Annotated in this window: 21 protein-coding genes; 4 read left to right on the top strand and 17 right to left on the bottom strand. The window is 52.9% G+C overall.

From position 1 onward, the window contains the following. Nucleotides 1-81: 81 nt before the first annotated feature. From ACFQI7_RS11470 to ACFQI7_RS11445, 6 genes are all read right to left on the bottom strand, one after another. Nucleotides 82-321 (bottom strand): DUF4227 family protein, encoded by a 240-nt coding sequence (locus ACFQI7_RS11470; protein WP_218099133.1) that lies wholly within the window; start codon nucleotides 319-321, stop codon nucleotides 82-84. A 199-nt stretch (nucleotides 322-520) separates the two neighbouring features. Beyond that, a complete protein-coding gene (ald, locus tag ACFQI7_RS11465; protein ID WP_218099134.1) occupies nucleotides 521-1,645 on the bottom strand; it encodes an alanine dehydrogenase in 1,125 nt (374 codons plus the stop codon). A gap of 153 nt (nucleotides 1,646-1,798) precedes the next feature. Beyond that, complete coding sequence (gene fur / locus ACFQI7_RS11460; RefSeq protein ID WP_218099135.1) at nucleotides 1,799-2,251, bottom strand: ferric iron uptake transcriptional regulator; 453 nt, start codon at nucleotides 2,249-2,251, stop codon at nucleotides 1,799-1,801. A 100-nt stretch (nucleotides 2,252-2,351) separates the two neighbouring features. Continuing rightward, nucleotides 2,352-2,996, bottom strand: coding sequence for a stage II sporulation protein M (spoIIM, locus tag ACFQI7_RS11455; RefSeq protein ID WP_218099136.1), 645 nt, complete (start codon nucleotides 2,994-2,996; stop codon nucleotides 2,352-2,354). Between the two features lie 54 nt (nucleotides 2,997-3,050). Continuing rightward, nucleotides 3,051-4,226, bottom strand: coding sequence for an endonuclease Q family protein (locus tag ACFQI7_RS11450; protein WP_218099137.1), 1,176 nt, complete (start codon nucleotides 4,224-4,226; stop codon nucleotides 3,051-3,053). Between the two features lie 2 nt (nucleotides 4,227-4,228). Further along, on the bottom strand, nucleotides 4,229-4,792 hold the full coding sequence (locus ACFQI7_RS11445) for an NUDIX hydrolase (protein WP_218099138.1): 564 nt from the start codon (nucleotides 4,790-4,792) through the stop codon (nucleotides 4,229-4,231). 174 nt (nucleotides 4,793-4,966) lie between these two features. Here ACFQI7_RS11445 and mciZ point away from each other — a divergent pair, with 174 nt between their 5' ends. Next, nucleotides 4,967-5,242 carry a Z-ring formation inhibitor MciZ gene (mciZ, locus tag ACFQI7_RS11440; protein WP_218099139.1) on the top strand — a complete coding sequence of 92 codons (276 nt, stop codon included), beginning with the start codon at nucleotides 4,967-4,969 and terminating at the stop codon, nucleotides 5,240-5,242. Here the strand turns inward: mciZ and ACFQI7_RS11435 are convergent. Then, nucleotides 5,139-6,257, bottom strand: a complete 1,119-nt coding sequence (locus ACFQI7_RS11435) for a DUF3866 family protein (protein ID WP_218099140.1) — start codon at nucleotides 6,255-6,257, stop codon at nucleotides 5,139-5,141. The two genes, mciZ and ACFQI7_RS11435, sit on opposite strands and share 104 nt — an antisense overlap. 98 nt (nucleotides 6,258-6,355) lie before the next feature. Further along, nucleotides 6,356-7,489 (bottom strand): M20/M25/M40 family metallo-hydrolase, encoded by a 1,134-nt coding sequence (locus tag ACFQI7_RS11430; RefSeq protein ID WP_218099141.1) that lies wholly within the window; start codon nucleotides 7,487-7,489, stop codon nucleotides 6,356-6,358. Between the two features lie 199 nt (nucleotides 7,490-7,688). Between ACFQI7_RS11430 and prli42 the strand changes: the two genes are divergently transcribed. Beyond that, nucleotides 7,689-7,784 carry a stressosome-associated protein Prli42 gene (gene prli42, locus ACFQI7_RS11425; protein ID WP_218091294.1) on the top strand — a complete coding sequence of 32 codons (96 nt, stop codon included), beginning with the start codon at nucleotides 7,689-7,691 and terminating at the stop codon, nucleotides 7,782-7,784. A gap of 9 nt (nucleotides 7,785-7,793) precedes the next feature. Here prli42 and ACFQI7_RS11420 read toward each other — a convergent pair whose 3' ends face one another. The 4 genes from ACFQI7_RS11420 to lpdA form a co-directional block, all read right to left on the bottom strand. After that, nucleotides 7,794-9,161, bottom strand: a complete 1,368-nt coding sequence (locus ACFQI7_RS11420) for a dihydrolipoamide acetyltransferase family protein (RefSeq protein WP_329958231.1) — start codon at nucleotides 9,159-9,161, stop codon at nucleotides 7,794-7,796. A gap of 14 nt (nucleotides 9,162-9,175) precedes the next feature. Next, complete coding sequence (locus tag ACFQI7_RS11415) at nucleotides 9,176-10,159, bottom strand: alpha-ketoacid dehydrogenase subunit beta (RefSeq protein WP_218099142.1); 984 nt, start codon at nucleotides 10,157-10,159, stop codon at nucleotides 9,176-9,178. A 1-nt stretch (nucleotide 10,160) separates the two neighbouring features. Beyond that, nucleotides 10,161-11,171: a thiamine pyrophosphate-dependent dehydrogenase E1 component subunit alpha gene (locus ACFQI7_RS11410; protein WP_218099143.1), complete on the bottom strand. Its 1,011-nt coding sequence runs from the start codon at nucleotides 11,169-11,171 to the stop codon at nucleotides 10,161-10,163. 137 nt (nucleotides 11,172-11,308) lie between these two features. After that, nucleotides 11,309-12,730: a dihydrolipoyl dehydrogenase gene (gene lpdA, locus ACFQI7_RS11405; RefSeq protein WP_218099144.1), complete on the bottom strand. Its 1,422-nt coding sequence runs from the start codon at nucleotides 12,728-12,730 to the stop codon at nucleotides 11,309-11,311. A gap of 146 nt (nucleotides 12,731-12,876) precedes the next feature. Here lpdA and ACFQI7_RS11400 point away from each other — a divergent pair, with 146 nt between their 5' ends. Then, entirely contained in the window at nucleotides 12,877-13,146 is a 270-nt protein-coding gene (locus tag ACFQI7_RS11400) for a DUF2627 domain-containing protein (protein ID WP_218099145.1), read from the top strand. Nucleotides 13,147-13,180: 34 nt separating this feature from the next. Here the strand turns inward: ACFQI7_RS11400 and ACFQI7_RS11395 are convergent, their stop codons facing one another. From ACFQI7_RS11395 to steA, 3 genes are read right to left on the bottom strand one after another with little or no spacing between them, the layout of a single operon-like run. Continuing rightward, nucleotides 13,181-14,038 (bottom strand): hypothetical protein, encoded by an 858-nt coding sequence (locus tag ACFQI7_RS11395; RefSeq protein WP_218099146.1) that lies wholly within the window; start codon nucleotides 14,036-14,038, stop codon nucleotides 13,181-13,183. Then, nucleotides 14,032-14,727, bottom strand: a complete 696-nt coding sequence (locus ACFQI7_RS11390) for a glycosyltransferase family 2 protein (protein WP_218099147.1) — start codon at nucleotides 14,725-14,727, stop codon at nucleotides 14,032-14,034. Before ACFQI7_RS11390 ends, ACFQI7_RS11395 begins: the two co-directional genes overlap by 7 nt. Continuing rightward, nucleotides 14,687-15,859, bottom strand: a complete 1,173-nt coding sequence (gene steA / locus ACFQI7_RS11385) for a putative cytokinetic ring protein SteA (protein ID WP_218099148.1) — start codon at nucleotides 15,857-15,859, stop codon at nucleotides 14,687-14,689. Before steA ends, ACFQI7_RS11390 begins: the two co-directional genes overlap by 41 nt. 172 nt (nucleotides 15,860-16,031) lie before the next feature. On the opposite strand from steA, the gene ACFQI7_RS11380 reads away from it, so the two are divergent. Continuing rightward, a complete protein-coding gene (locus tag ACFQI7_RS11380) occupies nucleotides 16,032-16,220 on the top strand; it encodes a DUF2524 domain-containing protein (RefSeq protein WP_218099149.1) in 189 nt (62 codons plus the stop codon). A gap of 389 nt (nucleotides 16,221-16,609) precedes the next feature. Here ACFQI7_RS11380 and ACFQI7_RS11375 read toward each other — a convergent pair whose 3' ends face one another. Together ACFQI7_RS11375 and ACFQI7_RS11370 are read right to left on the bottom strand one after the other, a co-directional pair. Beyond that, nucleotides 16,610-17,086: an SRPBCC family protein gene (locus tag ACFQI7_RS11375; protein WP_218099150.1), complete on the bottom strand. Its 477-nt coding sequence runs from the start codon at nucleotides 17,084-17,086 to the stop codon at nucleotides 16,610-16,612. 15 nt (nucleotides 17,087-17,101) lie between these two features. Next, on the bottom strand, nucleotides 17,102-17,743 hold the full coding sequence (locus ACFQI7_RS11370; protein WP_218099151.1) for a Type 1 glutamine amidotransferase-like domain-containing protein: 642 nt from the start codon (nucleotides 17,741-17,743) through the stop codon (nucleotides 17,102-17,104). Nucleotides 17,744-17,746 lie beyond the last annotated feature (3 nt).

Here is a 17,746-nt window from a genome sequence, read left to right as displayed (position 1 = left end):
TGTTGTACAACGGTCAATTTGTAAAGCCGTTACATAAATATTCCACATCAAGGGGCCATTTCCTGCCGAAATGCAAAAAGCTTATTCGCCGATTCGATAAAAAAGCTTGAGCCGCTCTCCCATGCTGGTATTAGAATCGGGAAAAAGGGACGGCTCGCTTTGGAATACTTTTACCGCATGACCGGCAGGCTCTTTGTATTTGTGCGCAGGTTCGAGAAAATGCGTAAGCAGCAGCAGCCCGTGATAGAGCATAAACGTCAAGGCGATAAACAGCAGCATGAAACGAAACCGTTCCATCCACTTGCGGGCGTGAATAATCATAGCCTGTACCTCCTATGGTGACGCCGCTGCGATTCGGCTTATAGACCGAGGCATAGCGGCGACCTTCGTCTGCAGCGGTCAAGCGACCGATACCGATTTTAGGTCCTTTAAAGTAACACTATGATTGACACACCCGATTTATGTCCGCCCCTGTCCGACACAGCTTGTCGGCTGCCGCATGCGGCAAGCGCCGTTCGGATCAGCTGAGCGGCAGAAGCGTATCCAGCCCGGCAAAAGGCAAACCGACCGCTTCCGCCACCGCCGGATGGGTGACATGCCCCTGAAACGTATTGACCCCTAGCCGCAGCGGAGGATTGCTGTACAGCGCCCGGGTTACTCCCTTGGACGCCAGCTCCAAAGCATAAGTGATCGTTACGTTCGTCAGCGCCAAGGTTGAGGTTCGGGGAACCGCTCCCGGCATGTTGGCGACCGCATAATGCAAAACGCCATACTTCTCGTAGGTAGGTTCGCTGTGCGTCGTCACGCGGTCCACGGTCTCGATCGAGCCGCCTTGATCAACCGCTACGTCGACGATCACGGCTCCCGGTTTCATTTGCTTTACCATGTCCTCCGTGACGAGCTTCGGCGCTTTCGCTCCGGGGATGAGCACCGCACCGATCAGCAGATCCGCCTTCTGCACCGCGTTGGCGATATTGTAGGGGTTCGACATCAGCGTTCGAATGCGCCCCAAGAACACGTCGTCCAAATACCGCAGCCGTTCCGCATTACGTTCGATGACCACTACGTTCGCTCCAAGACCTAGCGCCATCTTCGCGGCATTCGTCCCGACGATCCCGCCGCCAAGTATGATGACATCCGCCGCGGGAACGCCTGGGACACCCCCGAGCAGCACACCTCGCCCTCCATAAAACTTTTCCAAATATTGCGCTCCAACCTGCACCGACATCCGCCCGGCCACTTCGCTCATCGGCGTCAGCAGCGGCAGACTTCCGTTCGGCAGTTGGATGGTCTCATACGCGATGGAGGTCATTTTATGACTGACGAGCGCTTCGGTCAGCTTCGGCTCCGCCGCCAGATGAAGATAGGTGAACAGCGTCAATTGTTCGCGAAAATAATCGTACTCGGCGGGGAGCGGTTCCTTGACCTTCATAATCATTTCCGATTGAGCCCATACTTCGGGAGCACCGGGTACGATCGTCGCTCCCTCCTGCGCATATTCTTCGTCGGAAAATCCGCTGCCCGCCCCCGCTCCGGCTTCGATCAGCACTTGATGGCCTGCGGCCGTCAGCATCGCGGAGCCGCCCGGCGTAAGCGCCACCCGGTTTTCATTATTTTTAATTTCCTTCGGTATTCCGATAATCATACGGTAGCCGCCTCCTGTTCTGGTGCGCATAATATGCTTAGTTTTGGCCAAAACGCCGCCAATATAGATGTGAAGTGCAGGAAAAGCAAAAAACCTTCTACTTGATCATACTCAAGTGGAAGGTTTTGTTGAATATTATCGGATTAGGCTTGTTCAAGTCTTGCTTTTGTCCCGGCATCTGTGGCAAATACCCTGGAAGTCCAATCGGTGATCCAGTACCTGAAACCGGTATTCCCGCTCAAGCCGTTCTTCCAGCGCCAAAAGCCAATCTTCCATAATTTCATCCACCGCGCCGCACTGCACGCAGATCAAATGATGATGATGGTGATGAGTGCTGTCGTTGCGCAAATCGTATCGAGCGACACCGTCGCCGAAGTTCATCTTTTCAAGCACATGCAGTTCGCTCAGCAATTCCAACGTACGGTATACAGTAGCCAAACCGATCTCGGGCGCTTTATCCTTTACAAGCATGAATACATCCTCTGCGCTCAAATGATCTTCTTCATTTTCGAGCAGCACCCTCACGGTCGCTTCCCGCTGGGGCGTCAGCTTGTAGCCTTGCGATTGCAGCTGCTGCTTTATTTTTTCAATGCGAGATTCTTCCATGCTTCTCCCCCTGAGGGCTTTGCAAACAAAGCACAAAACCGCTGCGAAGTATGATTTTATTATAGGTTGAGGCTGCAGGGAAAGTCAAACCTTTTCAATTTCAAGATAGATGAAGCGAAGCCAGCATCGGAGTCACCCATTTCATCATGACGGGGGACATATAGGCCTCGAAAAAGGAAACGCCGATGAATAATACGGCCGATGCCACACTGACGCCGCAAAAACGCATAAACGGTTCATATATCGAGCCGTTGCGGGAAACGAAACGATTTTTCACCAAATGAATCGAAAACGCCATCGCCGTTACGCTGCATACGATGAGCGCCGGTATGATAAGCAAGTTTTGCGGAACGATCGAAACGAGCGCGAACAGCAGCCCTTTCCATGACATCGTGCCGACCAAATAACCGACCGTAAATCCGACCAGTACGCCTTTCAGAAAATCGAGAATAAGAATCAGCGGCAGTCCAATTACCGATAAACCCAATATCCAGATGAGCAGAACCCATTTGATATGCATAGAAAAAGAGTCTTTGAACGATCCCGGTATATCGCCCTCCAGCGCTCCTTGCTGCACCGAGGCAAAAAAATTGCCCAAATATCGTGTAATTTCCTGTTTCTGCTCGATGGACAGGGCATTCACCATAACAGCCCCAAAGACGACACCCGTCACGAAGATGACGCCGACGAAAATATAGAACGACAAATGCTCCTTCAAATACAACTCCAGCGTTCGGTTCCGCATCCTGTGCTTCGCCCCCTTGTCCGAATAGTACAACTTATGACAAGGATTCGCGCTTTATGCCTTCACTTTCCCGTATTTGCCTCCGCCGCCGGTTTCAAGCTGCAGCGTTCCTTCCCGTGCCTGAATCAGGTAACGGGCAATCGCGTCTCCTGCCGTTTCGGCAAGTTCATCGTATGATGCGCGATGAAGCAAATTCATTTCCGTGCCGAAGCGCTCGATGAGCCGCTTGAACGTTTTGGGGCCGAGCTTCGGAATATATTCCAGCGGCACTTGGTAGTAATATGGCGGCCTGTCGGCGGGAACCCTGGGCTCTTCCCTGTCGGCGAGGCTCCGAATGCGGTCCATGACGCCGCGAACGATTTTCGCATGGCCGCAGTACAAGCACCGTTCCACTACAGTAGTATCCTGCTCGTCCAAAATGCTACCGCACTTGTCGCAGTAGGTCCGGTGGTATTTGCCGAGCCGCGGATTCAAGCCGTAATTCGCCAGCACCTTTCGGCCGTCCTCGTGCGCCAGCGCTTTGCGGAACTCTGCAAACGAGGGCCGCTCCAGCAGCAGCTTATTATATTCCCGGCCGATTTTCGGCAGCGAATGGGCATCGGAATTCGTTAGAAACGTGTACCGGTCCAGCTCGCTGATGTAACCCGCCATGACCGAGTCGGCGCTGAGACCGAGTTCGACGGCCGCGATCGCATCCAGATCGAGCAAATGCTCCATCCGGGTCGAGCTGCTGCCGTAAATACTTTTGTGCGGCGTAAAGATGTGCGCAGGGATGAGCAGGCCTCCGCGGTCCAGCACTTCCTGCTGCAGTTCCCTTGCTGTCACGTAGATGCGCTGAGAGCTGAGCTGAACGTTTTTCATATGTTGCTTCAACCAGGCCGTGAATTGCTGCATATCGCCAAGAGTTGGCATATACGCAAGCAAATGCGCGGCGCCGCATCCGGGATCCCGCACTTCGATTTCGCAGCCGAGCAGGATGGTCGTATGATGATACAGGATGCCGCCGCCCGGAAGCTCTTCCATCTCGCCTTTGTCGAGATAATGCATCATCTCCCGCTGCACGCCAGGAGAATGGCAGTCGATAATGCCGACGATGTCCATGCCTTTTCGTTCCGAAGCTTCCTGCGCAATGTTGTAGAACGTCAAGTTGTTAGCGGCGCTAATCTTCACCGCCTGTCCTTCTTCGGTTCGCCCGATGTGGATATGCAGGTCTGCGTAGTAGGCTTGCATCGTCAAATCGTCCCTGTCAGCTTATAAACTTGCCAGGCATATACCGCCATGATCGTCTTGGCGTCACTGATTCGGCCTTCCCGCATGTAAGCTTGCGCCTGCTCCAGCGTAATCGCCTCAAGCTCCAGAAACTCGTCCTCATCGGGGTTCGCTTCTCCTTTGCTCAACTGTTCGGCGGCGTATAGATGCAATATTTCATCGGCAAAGCCAGGCGAAGTGTAGAAGGAGCTGATATGACGAAGAGACGCGCAGCGGTAGCCGGTTTCTTCCTCAAGTTCCCGCTTAGCGGCATCAAGCGGGTTTTCTCCCGCATCCAGCTTGCCGGCCGGTATCTCTACTTGGCTTTTCTCCAACGGCTTCCGATACTGCTCTACGACAAGCATCCGCTCGTCCTCCGTCAAGGCGAGCACCGCTACCGCGCCGGGATGCTTTACGATTTCGCGGGTCGCCGTGGCGCCGTTCGGAAGCTGAACCGTATCCACCTGCAAGGAAATGATTTTTCCCTGAAAAATCGGTTCCGTGCTCAAAGTCACTTCTTCAAATTTTTTAGGATTGGATGAGTGCATATCTATGATCCCTTCCTTTCGAATGTTGGTATTGATACTGAAGCTCGCGGTCGTATACAGTCCATTATAACATGTTCGCGAACACATTTTGATTTTCGCTCGAGTGAGGCATAAGTGTACTTGCCCTTACATAGGCTTGAACTATATGAATCTAGCGAAAGCGGGGATCTTCCTATGAAAACTTATTATGCTTCCAATCATATCCGCCTCGTCGGCAAAGCGCGCGAAATCAAAAACTATATCAAATCGATGCTGCAAACGGCGCCTGAAAACATGACTTTGTCGGAGTTCATGCAGGGTAAACGCAATAAAGACGCAGCGGATCCGATCCTACTGCGTCAAGCGCTTATCGATCGGCGGCAAAAAGCTTCCCGAGAGCCTCATCGGCAGCCGCACACACCGAAGCAAAAAATGGCGGATCGTCGCGTAATCCCCTTCCCATCGAAGTAATCGAGACGCCGTATGCCTGCATCGCGGTTTCCATCCGGTCGAGTGCGGGCGCTTCGCGCCAGACGATCTCATGTTTGTCCATAAGCCGCGATGTTGCCGTTTGGCTGTCTACAATGCCGGATTGCGCCGGCGAGGAAAGTATCGGCAGCGGCACGACCGCTCGCGCGACGGCAGCTGTCTTCAGCGCCGTTATCGAGTGGTGGCTCAGTCCGCGATGGCGCTCTCGCCTGTCGCCGAAGCTGACTCTGGACATGAATATGGGGATGCCTTCCAGCGCAGCGACGGCATTAACAAGCTCGCCCGTTTCGATCCCGGTGTAACCGTACGCTGTTCCGGTGCCGACGATGCCGGGACCCATCGTGACGATAGCGATGTCCGCCTGAAGCACATGCTTCGCGGCTAGAAGCGCCGTATATTTATTTACGGCTTCGTGGTCGCCTCCGTATGCGTGTCCATATGTAATCGTTCCTGCGAGCCAGCGGAGCTCATTCAACCGCTCCACATGCTGGCTTATCGCTATGGGCAGCGCCGCTCCGTCTGTCATTACATAAGCGATTCGCAACGGACGCTCGCCGCAGGCTTGGTATCGCAGCCAGGACACGGCTGCCGGCAGCATGCTGTGCAGCTCGCCGATCAGGACAGGCATTCGCTCCAGCGTGTTATTTCCGGCCAGTTTCTCTTGCGCGCCGCTCTCCGCTTCTTCCACCGCCAACACGGCTCGCTGCAGCGCGGTATACCGCAGCTTCATGATGTGGCCGGGCGGCAGCGCTCCTCCGGTCGAAAGCTCCGGCGCAAGCGGCGCAAGCACGAAGTGCGCCCCTCCGGTTCCTAAGCCGAGCGTGACCGCTGTCGTGTTCGCCAGCACCTGATGGCCCGGCATAAGCGGCGGAAACGCGGAAAGATCGTGATAGGCGCGGCAACTGCTTCCGTCGGCCATCTCCAGCACGATTTCCTGCAGCTTCGCGCGCACCGCTATAATTGACTTGACTGTGCCTGTTTTCCATTCGATCCCCACTCACGTCACCCCGCCAGCAAAAAAATACTGCTTCACCGCATTGCAATCGCAGGCATTCAGCCGGCCGGCAATGACGGGAAGCAGCATATTCGAATAAATTAGCCTTTCGCCACTTCTTTAATGATGGCGACAACCACTTCGGTCGTTTTTACAAGGTCGGCTATGGCAATGCGTTCTTTCGTCGTATGGATGTCGATGTAGCCGATAGCCAGATTGACGGTAGGGATCCCCATTCCGTTGAACATATTGGCATCGCTGCCACCGCCGGTGTGGAATGTCCTAGGCGTGCAGCCGACCTCGGTCAGCGCCTTCATCGCCAATTGTACGACCGGCGCAGTTTCGTCATGCATGTATGCGGGGTAAATGACGTCGCTTTTGAATTCCGCCTTCGCGCCCATTTCTTCCGCCACTTCTTCGCACGCTTGACGCATTTTTTCCACTTGCGTATACATTTTTTCGTTTACGATGCTTCGCGCTTCACCTTCCAGCTTCACGCGTTCAACCACGATGTTCGTCGCGCCCTCGACGCCTCCCTCGAACCGACCGATATTGGCCGTCGTTTCGTTGTCGATACGGCCGAGCGGCATACGGGCAATCGCTTTGCTCGCTACGGCAATCGCGCTGATGCCGTCTTCCGGGTTGACTCCTGCGTGCGCGGAGCGCCCCCAGAACGTTATGTATATTTTCGCCTGCGTCGGCGCCGCCACGGCAAGGTCGCCGATCTTGCCGTTCGAATCGAGCGCATAACCCATATCGGCATCCATCCATTTGGCATCCATGGCGCGGGAGCCACGCAAGCCCATCTCTTCGCCTGCGGTAATAACGAACTGGATTTGGCCATGCTCGATGTTGTTTTCCTTGAGCACCCGGATCGACTCGATCATCGCGGCAAGTCCCGCTTTATCGTCGGCCCCTAAAATGGTCGTGCCGTCGCTGCGGATATATCCGTCCTCGCCGATTTGCGGCTTTATCCCTTTACCCGGCGTTACGGTGTCCATATGGGAAGTAAAAAACAGCTTGGGCAGCGCATTGGCAGATGTCGCCGGAAGCGTACAGATCAAATTGCCCGAGCCGTGTCCCGTCACCGCAGCCGAATCGTCTTCTTCCACTTTTAGTCCAAGCTCCGTGAACTTCTGCTTAAGCACCCGACTGATTTCCTGCTCATGCTTCGTCTCGCTGTCGACCTGCACAAGTTCCAAAAATTCATTTACCAAACGATTTTGCTGTATCATAAGCTTTCCTCCAATATGCCGCATGAGTTAATATATAAAAGAAAAGCTTCTAAATCAAAGACCAGGCCCTCTAGGCAAAGGTCATTCGATAGTAGATGAAGCTTTTCTTGAAGGATCCGAAAGACGAACCATCGGTTCGGAACGGTGCTCTTTCCGATCTCATAAATATAAGTATTACCATGAAGAGGAGCTGAAACGCATGCAGAACAAGCTGATTTTTAAAATCATCATCTACGTTATGATCGCTTCCATGGTGTTATCCACTTTGCTGTTCACGGTCAATTTGTTTATCTAGGACAAGCTCCTAATAAAGCTTCGTGTCCTGATTGTAAGATTCCAGGTTTTCTTTGACCCGCTGCATGAACCGCCCGCAGATTACGCCGTCAAGTATCCGGTGATCCAGCGACAAGCACAAGTTCACCATCGATCTTACGGCGATCATGTCTTGAATGACGACAGGCTTTTTGACAATCGATTCGAAAGTCAGAATGGCTGCCTGCGGATAGTTGATGATCGGGTAAGACAAGATCGAACCGAATGATCCGGTATTGTTCACCGTGAACGTACCGCCCTGCAAATCGTCGAGCGTCAGCTTACCCGCTCTGGCTTTCCGGGAATATTTGTCGATCTCGAGTGCGAGGCCGGCAATATTTTTTTGATCGGCATTTTTGATGACAGGCGTTACGAGCGAATCTTCCGTGCCGACGGCAAGTGAAATGTTAATGTCCCGTTTTACGATGATCTTATCGACGGCCCACACCGAATTCATGATCGGGTAATCTTTAATGGCGTTGACGACCGCTTTCAGCAAAAAGGCTAAATACGTCAGGTTGATGCCTTCCTGTTTCATAAATTCGCCTTTCAGTTTGCTGCGGAGCAACACCAAATTGGTCACGTCGACTTCGATCATCATCCAGCCATGAGGAATTTCGGTTTTGCTTTGCCTCATGTTTCTTGCGATCGCATTGCGCATCGGCGTGACGTCCATCAAATACTCGCCCCGGCCTTCCAGCGGCTGGCCGACCACTTCGATATTCGGAAGCGGCGGATTTTGCGACAAATGAATTCCTGTCGAGCGTACGGACACTTTCGGCGGCGAAGATACAAACACGCCTTGCTCCGCGGCGGCAGCGGAAACGGCCCTATTTACTTCGTCCACCGGTCGGGAAACGACCTTATCTTTACCCGCTCCCGCCGCTATATAATTCTCCACGTCTTTGCGCGTAATCCGCCCGCCTAAACCGGATCCTTTCACATTCGCCAGTGTTATGCCATAATCAGCGGCGAGCTTCAGTACGGCCGGTGAATATCTCCCCTGCATTTCTCCGCCTTCTTGCCGCTGCGTGCCGTCCGCAGATGCTGATGCGGCTGCTCCGCCTACCGGAGCGCCCGCAATCGCAGACTCCGCTTGCGCGTGCTGCGGTTCGGCAATGATACAGATCGCTTCGCCCACGGCCGCCGTCGTTCCTTCCTCAACCAACAGCCGTACAAGCTTGCCCTCTATCGGAGAAGGCATATCCACTGTTACTTTATCGGTGATAAGCTCACACAGCACATCGTATTGCTCGACATAATCACCCGGCTGCTTCAGCCATTTGGCCACCGTCGCGGAAACGAGACTTTCCGCCAAATGAGGAACAGTGACTTCCGTACCACCCAATGTTTCGCTCATGTTCTCGTCCCTCCCTAAAACAGCGCCAGCTTGCGCATAGCGTCCTTAATTTTATCCGTATTGAGCAGGAAAAACTTTTCCATCGGCGGATTCATCCCTACGGCCGGAACATCGGGTGCGCACAGGCGCATGATCGGAGCATCCAGCTCGAACAGCAGCTCTTCCGCGATAATGGCCGACACTTCCGCGCCTACGCCGCCGGTTTTGTTGTCTTCATGAATGATGAGCACCTTGCCCGTTTTCCCCGCGGCCTCAAGCACCGCCGCCGTATCGAGCGGTTGAATGGTCCGCAGATCGAGAATATGCGCGCTGATGCCTTCTTCCTTGGCCAATTCTTCCGCAGCCCGAAGCGCATATTGCACGGTCAATCCGTAAGAAATGACAGTGATGTCGGTACCTGCCCGTTTCACGTCGGCCTTGCCGATTGGAACGATATAGTCGTCTTCCGGCACCTCACCGGTTACGCCAAGGTAGCACTTCTTGTGCTCGAAGTAGAGCACCGGGTCGGCATCGCGAATCGCCGCTTTCAACAGGCCTTTGGCGTCGTACGGATTCGAAGGCGCCACGATTTTCAACCCCGGCGTCCCGAAAAAGACCGATTCCGGACATTGGGAATGGTACAGCGCGCCGCCGCCGGTGGCACCGTAAGGCGCCCGAATGACAATCGGGCAGCTCCAATCGTTATTCGAACGGTAGCGGATTCTGGCCGCTTCGCTGATGATCTGATTCGTTGCCGGAAAGATGAAGTCCGCATACTGCATCTCGGCTACCGGCTTCATGCCGTACATCGCCGCACCGATTGCTACGCCGGCGATCGCAGATTCCGCCAGCGGCGTATCCATGACGCGTTCCTCGCCGAATTGGTCGCGCAGCCCTTTGGTTGCGTTCATGACGCCGCCTTTGCCAACATCTTCGCCGAGCACGAATACGTTCTCGTCCCGCTGCATTTCTTCTTGCATTGCTGTCCGAATCGCTTCCAAATAAGTAATGACAGCCATGTTACACCTCTCCTTCCTCGGCGAATACATGCCGAAGCGTATCTTCCGCCGTAGGGAATGGAGCGAGCTCCGCATATTTCGTCGCCTCTTTGACTTCTTCCAGTAAAGCAGCCGCCAGTTCGGCATCCTGCGTCTCGGTCCACAGACCGCCATCGATCAAATATTTCCGGAACATCGGCAGTCCGTCCTTCGCTTTATTCTCCTCGACTTCCTCCTTCGTACGATAAAGCATATCGTTATCCGAGGTGGAGTGAGGCGGGATTCGGTACATGACGGCTTCAATTAATGTCGGTCCTTCGCCGCGAAGCGCCCGCTCTCTTGCTTCCTTCACGACGCGGTACACTTCAAGCGCGTCTCTCCCATCCACTTTGATGCCCGGAAATCCATAGCCGATGGCCCGCTCCGCGATGCTGCCGCTCACCTGTTTGTGCAGCGGGATGGAGATGGCGTATTGATTGTTTTCGCACATAAAAATGACGGGCAGCTTGTGAACGCCGGCAAAGTTACAGCCTTCGTGAAAATCGCCCTGATTGCTGGAACCGTCTCCGAACGTAACGAACGATACGAAGTCTTGCTTCTTCATTTTGGCCGCAAGCGCAAAACCTACCGCATGCGGTACCTGCGTCGTAACCGGACTCGACCCGGTGACAATATTCAGCTTCCGGTGGCTGAAATGGCCGGGCATTTGCCGACCGCCGCTATTCGGATCTTCCGCTTTGGTGAAAACCGAGAGCATCAGCTCACGCATCGTCATGCCGACGGTGAGCACAAAGCCGTAATCCCGATAATAGGGAAGGAAGTAGTCTTTTTGTTTATTTAACGCGAAAGCGGCGGCCACTTGAGCCGTTTCCTGCCCGATCCCGGATACATGAAAAGCGATTTTGCCGGATCGCTGCAGTACAAAGCTGCGTTCATCGAAGGTTCGTGCTTTCAGCATGTATGTGTACATCTCGATGACCTGCTCATCTGTCAATCCGAGCTGTCTGTGCTTCAATAGTTGTCCGACGGACATGGGGCAGCGCCTCCTCTTGATTTACATTAAAATACGCTTTGACAAGCAATGGATCTTTTTATAACCAAACCTTAATACCTGGTGCTAATACTTAGCACTATATATATTATAATCGGTTTCGATTATGAACACAATTTTTATATGCTGATCGCCTTTCCATCCACGGCGAGCATCGCTTCGCCCAATATTTCCGACATGGTCGGGTGCGGATGAATCGTTTGCCCCACTTCCCATGGCGTCGCGTCGAGCAGTTGAGCCAGCGCCGCTTCCGCGATGTAATCGGTCGCGTGCGGTCCGATGATATGCACGCCGAGCAGATCATTCGTCTCCTCGTCGGCGACTACTTTGGCGAAACCGTCGCTCTCGCCGTATACAAGGGCTTTGCCGAGCGCTTTAAAATGCACTTTGGCCGTTTTGACCTTGTACCCCCGCTCTTTCGCTTGCGTCTCCGTCCAGCCGACGCTGGCGATTTCCGGACGCGAGTAAATGCAGCGGGGCACCTGGTGCGGCGCATAACGATGCGGCTCCATCCCGCTCATATGCTCGACCGCGACGATCCCTTCATGCGCGGCTGCATGCGCAAGCTGCAGCCCGCCGATGCAATCGCCTACGGCATAGATATGAAGCTCCGCAGTTTGCATCGAATCGTTGACGCGAATGTAGCCGTTATCGATTTTGATATCGGTATTCTCCAAACCGATTCCTTCGATGTTGGCCTGACGCCCTACGGAGACAAGTACCCGCTCGACTGTAATCGGCACATGCCGGTCTTTATGTTCAACCGTCAAAGCAACACCTGTTTCTTGCTTTTGTACCGTCTCCGGCATCGCTTTAGCGCCCGTCATTACTTTTACGCCGCGCTTTTTGAGCAGCCGTTCCAGCTCGCGGGATACGTCTTCATCTTCTCCGGGAACAAGCCGCGGCGCGTACTCGATCAGCGTGACGTCGGTTCCGAAATCGCTGAGCATCGAAGCCCATTCCACGCCGATGGCGCCGCCGCCGATAATCAGAATCGATTCGGGCAGACGATCGAGAACTAACGCATCGTCGCTGTTCATAATCAGCTCGCCGTCGCGTTCCAGACCCGGGATTGATCGCGGTCTGGAGCCTGTCGCAATCACGAGCCGCTCCGGAACCAGCGTCAAAATCTCGCCGTCCTCCTGCTCCACCGATACGGTACCGCTGCGCGGAGAAAAGATGGAAGGGCCTATAATTCTACCGAGGCCCCGATATACGGTTATTTTATTTTTTTTCATTACATATTGAAGACCGCTATGAAGCTGTTCCACAACGGCGCTTTTGCGGCTCATGATTTTGCCGAAATCGATATGGACGGATTCGGCCTCGACGCCGAACCGCTGGCTGTCTTTCATCAGTGCATATACTTCAGCAGACCTCAGCAGCGCTTTACTTGGAATGCACCCTTTGTGCAAGCAAGTGCCGCCGAGCTTGTCCTGTTCTACGATCGCCACGCTCTTGCCGAGCTGCGCGGCGCGAATGGCTGCCGTATAGCCGCCGATTCCCCCGCCGAGGACGATCACATCATATGCTTGGGTCATATTATTTAGATTCCTCCTGCCCTCTATGATTCTCTTATTTTAACCATATTTGCCCTAAGAAATATAGTCCATTTTGTGAAATAGAATGAATTCGCTTTAATTTTATGGTAACGTAGGATCGAACAATTGTACAAAAAGGAGCACATATGAAAGCGATCGTTTCCCGGTTTATCGCCATTCTCCTTCTCGTCGTACCCGGCATCTCCGCGACGTACGGCTTTCTGGCCATGAAAGATTCGCTATTTACGGTATTTGATCCGGCTTCCGCCGTGAGCGGTTTTCCATGGGGCAAATTTATTCTCGGCTTTATCCTGTTTTGCGCAGGCGTCGCCTTCATCGGCGGCTGGACTTTTTTCCGCGATCGCAAACGCAATTACGTCGCCCCCCGTTTTCGGGCCAAACGCAAAAAGAGGTAGGCCCCTGCTGCAAGCCTGCCTCTCATTCCTGCATTCAAATTCGCTCCCGGCCGATACCGTCGATGAAGCTTAACCAACGGTTACCCTCGATCATCCGGGTAAGCGATCGTTTCCATGTCAATGCGTGCAGCCCTAAAAGCAGCAAAATCAGCGTCATTTGAGCGGCAACCGACGCATACCATACCCATCCGCACCCGAGTGTAAATCCGAGCACATTGGCCCCGGTATCCCCGAGCATCGCCCGCCCCTTTACATCGGCATACGTTAATACCGCCGCTCCGGCCGTGATCGGAAGCAAAAACACCCATCCGAGCCCCGAATATAGTGGATCCACCGCGCTACTACCGAAACTTGCCGCAGCCAAGAGCAGTGCTAGCTGCAAATAATAAAATTTGAGCGCCCTTCCAGGCCGGACATCCATCAAATTGACTGCATTGGTCGTTAATAGCAGCAACAGCACATGCAGTATCATTTCGATTGAAGAAGCAGCGCTCCCTGCAAATAACAAAATACCGGCTGCTCCGGCCGCCGCAGCTTTGACCACCGCCGTACTCGGCATCCCCCTCTGCAGCCATGCTCTCCAATGATTCGCGATGCCTTTCGTCTTTTTATCTCCGATCAGATCATCGAGCAGCCCGGCAACTCCAACCAATACGGCTGCCAAAACAAACTCCGCCTCCGACGGAAGCGTCGTCCATCCCGTCAGCTTCTGCAGCAAGTAGCCGATCAGCAGCACAAGCAGTAAGAATAAACCGCAGGCGGTTGGTATCGATTCCCCGCGATAGTTGACTTCTACCAACCGATGCTCCTGCATGAATCGCAAGTAACCCGGCAGTAATACCGTTCCCGCGGCCAACAGCAGAATCGCGGTTAGTGCGGCATCGATCAGCATACCGGCTTCCTCCAACACTGCCACAAGGCCTGACCAACCGCATAAAACTGTTTTCCCCGGTGCAGCCAGCCATGTACATCTCTGCCCGTTTCGCGATGCGAAAACGGCACCAGTAGCTCGCTCACGCGATATCCCATCTTTACCGTATCTACGAGCATCCCTACTTCAACACCGAAACCTTTGAAAGAACGTCCGCACCGTTCAAGCACTTCCCTCCGAACGGCCCTTTGTCCGGAGAGCGGCGCAACGGGAGTGTGCCCGCACAACGCTTGCACGCCGTGCTTTGCCAGCTTCCTGACGAGCCCGATACCTCCGCGCTTGACCGCCGGAGGAAGTGCGGCGATGACCAAATCGGCTTCTTCGCGAAAAAGCGGCTCGAGCAGCAGTGGAAATTGATCGGCCGTTTCCGCCAAATCCGCGTCGAGGAACAGGATAATGCTTCCGGAAGCAGCTTGCCATCCGGCATGCATTGCCGCTCCTTTACCTTCGTTTTTCGGCAATTGCAGCACCAAGTCCGCCCACGGGTGCGCGGCCATGCTTGTTCCGTCCGTGCTGCCGTCGTCGACGACGATGACTTCGTAAGCCGTTTCCGTCCGCTCCTGGCGGACGCGTTGAATGGCAATGAGCGTGCTGGGCAGCGTTTCTTCTTCATTCCAAGCGGGAATGATGACGGAGATGAGCGGCGCCATGGATTTTCTTCTCCTTCCGCGAAAAAATGGAAATACGGCGGCATAGCTCGAATAATGTACGTGAGGCTGTGCCCTTGCTTCTATCTTGCAAGTCGCGCCCGTGGCGATCATACTGCGCTAAAAACGGGTACAATGTACTTAGACCTCTCGCATCAATGAGCCGATTGCCAACTTTCATCAGCACGAGCCACGTACTGCCCATCCCGCTTCGTCCTTTGGCTGCGAAATCATGAAGGTGACTGTGCAAACCGACCGTCACGATCCGTTCGCATTGATGATCATAAGCAAGAAGGAGCGCCAAATCTTCGCTTGTTCCGCCTACCGCCAGCTCATGTGCGTCTAGTCCCAATTTCTGTAGACGCTCCCTTCCCGGTGCTCTGCCGTCCCGGTAAGCATGAACGATCAGTTCAGCGCCGGAATGAAGCGCCCGGTCGGAGACGCTGTCCATATCACCGACGATCAGATGCGGTATATAGCCTTGCTCGATCAGCGCATCCGCTCCGCCGTCGACACCTACAAGGACGGGGTTCACGCCGGCAATATACGGTTTCAAGCAAGCTAAATCTTCCACGTAGTTTTTCCCGCGCGCAACGATGACGACCGACTTGTCTTCAAAGCGTGTCCGTATTTGTTGCGCTTGTATCGGCTCCAGCATGAAGCGTTTTTCCAGTTCCGCATGATGCAGCGTATTGTCAACGAAATCGGAAAGACAAGCCGCTTCTTCCGCTCTTGCCGCTTGATACGCTTGATGCCAATCTTCCATACCAAAGCGTCTGCTAGGAATCCAGGCGGAAGGCAAACATATGCCGCGCTCGGCTATGACGATTTCATCTTCTTCATGGATTGCCGCAAAATCATTCGGCTCAATTTCATACAGGAAAATCCCACGCTCCAATAAGAGCCGTACGGCTGTCGAAGCCAATCGCCCGCTCATCGTCCGTCCAGCGTTGACGACGGCTTTTACCCGCGCTTGCAACAGCCCATGAACAGCCAGCTCGTCCAGATCATCGTGCGCGATAACTGCGATCGCCCCGGATCTTATACGACGCAGCAGCATTTTGGTGCTGCGGTCGACTTGCACGATCCCTTTGATCGGTTTGGTTTTGCTTCGGGATAAGCTCAACTTGGTCATCGTGACGTTCAACCCCGATTCGATTTTCTTTTCTTAACCTAACCAAAACCAGATGGGAACATTCATCGAATGCGCGTCTTATCCTGTATTTGCATTCGCAGCTTCGGCATTAGTTCACCCTTGCTTACCCATACTAACAGATGATTTCAGCCGATGATGGAGGTGTCTGTCCATGATTAATCAATTGGAAAGCAACTACGATTGCTCCAATGCGGGCAACGACCTAAACCAATTGCAAGACGAGCTTCAATCTTTACAGCAAGCTTCAGGAAGCAATGCGGACCAAGACTTGCAGGAACGACGGAACCGCCTCGAAAATCAAATTAGCTTCATTAAGAACAAATGTGAAATTCGTCCTTAATGCAGCAAGCTAAACGAGCCGGGTGCAAAATGCACCCGGCTTTTGACGTAAATATATCTGGAATCATTTTTCCAATAATGTTTGCCATCTCGCAAATAAAAAAGTAATATATTACCACTGGACAAATGGGATTTGTTTTATAATATGCATGTAACTACTCATTAAGGGAGCTTCTTCATGACAAGCGATTTATATTATTACTGCTTTATTTGCGAAAAAGTGGAACCGATCCATACCGCAAAAAAAATTTTTAAAACAGGCTTCAGTCGCATCGGAAGCGATAATTATCACGTTGGGTATTGTAAGGAAAGCAAAGACAACGAATCGAAGTGGAGCTCGTTCAACCGTTCCTTATTCAAGTCGGATACTTAGCATACCTAAGTAAAACGTCACTGCTGCCAATTTTCATTCAAAGCAGTTTTTTCTGCAGTTTGCTTAATATATTCGTTCCTTTGGACAAGGAATTTTTTCATATAGTTTTCCAAAAACAGTTTATCGGCCATACTGCCCAGCATCCCTAGCGGCGAAGTATAATCAAACACATCAATCATCAAGGTGCCACCGGCTGCTGACTTAAATTCATGCATATGCCGGAACCGCTTGAAAGCACCGCTTACCATTTCATCGACAAAATACCAAGGTCTCTCGAATTCTGTTATTTTCGCCGTGAGCCGCTGCCTGATTCCGAAATGAACGGCTTCCCATGTAACCGATTGCCCGAGTTCAATAAAGCCATGGGTAATTCCAGCCACCGCCTTTTCCCGCGTTTGCGCTGTCGACTCAGCATGGATATCGATGCTTCGAGCAAGGTCAAAACATAGCTCCCTTGGTGCCCTGATGTACAGTTCGGTTCGGATGATCGGCATGGACCATTGCAACTCCTAATGTGGATGAATACATTCGATTTTTTCACCGCGCTCGAACCGAATGACTTGATTGATCGGCATCATGCAGCTGCCGTTCCAATGTAAAGCGCTGCCATTCGGCAATGCATAGATGGGACGTCGATCGGATAAGCCGTACAATTCTTCATCAATCGCCTGCTTATAGTGTACTTCCACGCTAAATTCGACGATGCCCAGCCCATTTACGACTTTCGTTTGCGGATAATCTTCATCTTTCGTAATAATACAGTCTTTGCAAAAGGCTAGTGCGCCGGCGCTAAATCCGATCAGTATGCCGGAATGAGCTTTTATCGCATCGACGATTCGTTTCTGTTCCAACCTCTCGAGCAGTCGATCCGGCAAACCTCCTGCGAAATACAACACTTGTGACGACTCCATTTTTCGGATCATCGTCTCCGTGTTTTCATGGATGCTTAACAGACTGAGACGGTTAATGCCTATTTGGGCAAATGGTAATAACACACCGTCAAAACAAGGCTCATAACGGCTTATTTCGGTCGCAAAAGGAATAACGAGTACGTGATCCGACGGTTTTATATATCGGGCCATCGTTTCATATACCGATTCAAGCTCTTGCGCCGAACCTCCCCCTATAAAGAAGACAGCTTTCGCAGTCATGTG

It is taken from the genome of Paenibacillus allorhizosphaerae (genome assembly GCF_042659105.1).
Lineage (GTDB): Bacteria > Bacillota > Bacilli > Paenibacillales > NBRC-103111 > Paenibacillus_G > Paenibacillus_G allorhizosphaerae.
The sequence above is the reverse complement of the archived record's forward strand: the minus strand, read 5'-3'. Positions and strand labels throughout refer to the sequence as shown.

Coding starts and splice junctions, on each gene's coding strand:
- ACFQI7_RS11370 (WP_218099151.1), bottom strand. CDS start 17,743: ATGACTGCGAAAGCTGTCTTCTTTATAGGGGGAGGTTCGGCGCAAGAG.
- ACFQI7_RS11390 (WP_218099147.1), bottom strand. CDS start 14,727: ATGGCGCCGCTCATCTCCGTCATCATTCCCGCTTGGAATGAAGAAGAA.
- ACFQI7_RS11375 (WP_218099150.1), bottom strand. CDS start 17,086: ATGCCGATCATCCGAACCGAACTGTACATCAGGGCACCAAGGGAGCTA.
- ACFQI7_RS11420 (WP_329958231.1), bottom strand. CDS start 9,161: ATGAGCGAAACATTGGGTGGTACGGAAGTCACTGTTCCTCATTTGGCG.
- ACFQI7_RS11430 (WP_218099141.1), bottom strand. CDS start 7,489: ATGATACAGCAAAATCGTTTGGTAAATGAATTTTTGGAACTTGTGCAG.
- mciZ (WP_218099139.1), top strand. CDS start 4,967: ATGAAAACTTATTATGCTTCCAATCATATCCGCCTCGTCGGCAAAGCG.
- ACFQI7_RS11400 (WP_218099145.1), top strand. CDS start 12,877: ATGAAAGCGATCGTTTCCCGGTTTATCGCCATTCTCCTTCTCGTCGTA.
- ACFQI7_RS11450 (WP_218099137.1), bottom strand. CDS start 4,226: ATGCAAGCCTACTACGCAGACCTGCATATCCACATCGGGCGAACCGAA.
- ACFQI7_RS11470 (WP_218099133.1), bottom strand. CDS start 321: ATGATTATTCACGCCCGCAAGTGGATGGAACGGTTTCGTTTCATGCTG.
- prli42 (WP_218091294.1), top strand. CDS start 7,689: ATGCAGAACAAGCTGATTTTTAAAATCATCATCTACGTTATGATCGCT.
- ACFQI7_RS11395 (WP_218099146.1), bottom strand. CDS start 14,038: ATGCTGATCGATGCCGCACTAACCGCGATTCTGCTGTTGGCCGCGGGA.
- fur (WP_218099135.1), bottom strand. CDS start 2,251: ATGGAAGAATCTCGCATTGAAAAAATAAAGCAGCAGCTGCAATCGCAA.
- ACFQI7_RS11380 (WP_218099149.1), top strand. CDS start 16,032: ATGATTAATCAATTGGAAAGCAACTACGATTGCTCCAATGCGGGCAAC.
- ACFQI7_RS11410 (WP_218099143.1), bottom strand. CDS start 11,171: ATGTCCGTCGGACAACTATTGAAGCACAGACAGCTCGGATTGACAGAT.
- lpdA (WP_218099144.1), bottom strand. CDS start 12,730: ATGACCCAAGCATATGATGTGATCGTCCTCGGCGGGGGAATCGGCGGC.
- spoIIM (WP_218099136.1), bottom strand. CDS start 2,996: ATGCGGAACCGAACGCTGGAGTTGTATTTGAAGGAGCATTTGTCGTTC.
- ACFQI7_RS11445 (WP_218099138.1), bottom strand. CDS start 4,792: ATGCACTCATCCAATCCTAAAAAATTTGAAGAAGTGACTTTGAGCACG.
- steA (WP_218099148.1), bottom strand. CDS start 15,859: ATGACCAAGTTGAGCTTATCCCGAAGCAAAACCAAACCGATCAAAGGG.
- ald (WP_218099134.1), bottom strand. CDS start 1,645: ATGATTATCGGAATACCGAAGGAAATTAAAAATAATGAAAACCGGGTG.
- ACFQI7_RS11415 (WP_218099142.1), bottom strand. CDS start 10,159: ATGGCTGTCATTACTTATTTGGAAGCGATTCGGACAGCAATGCAAGAA.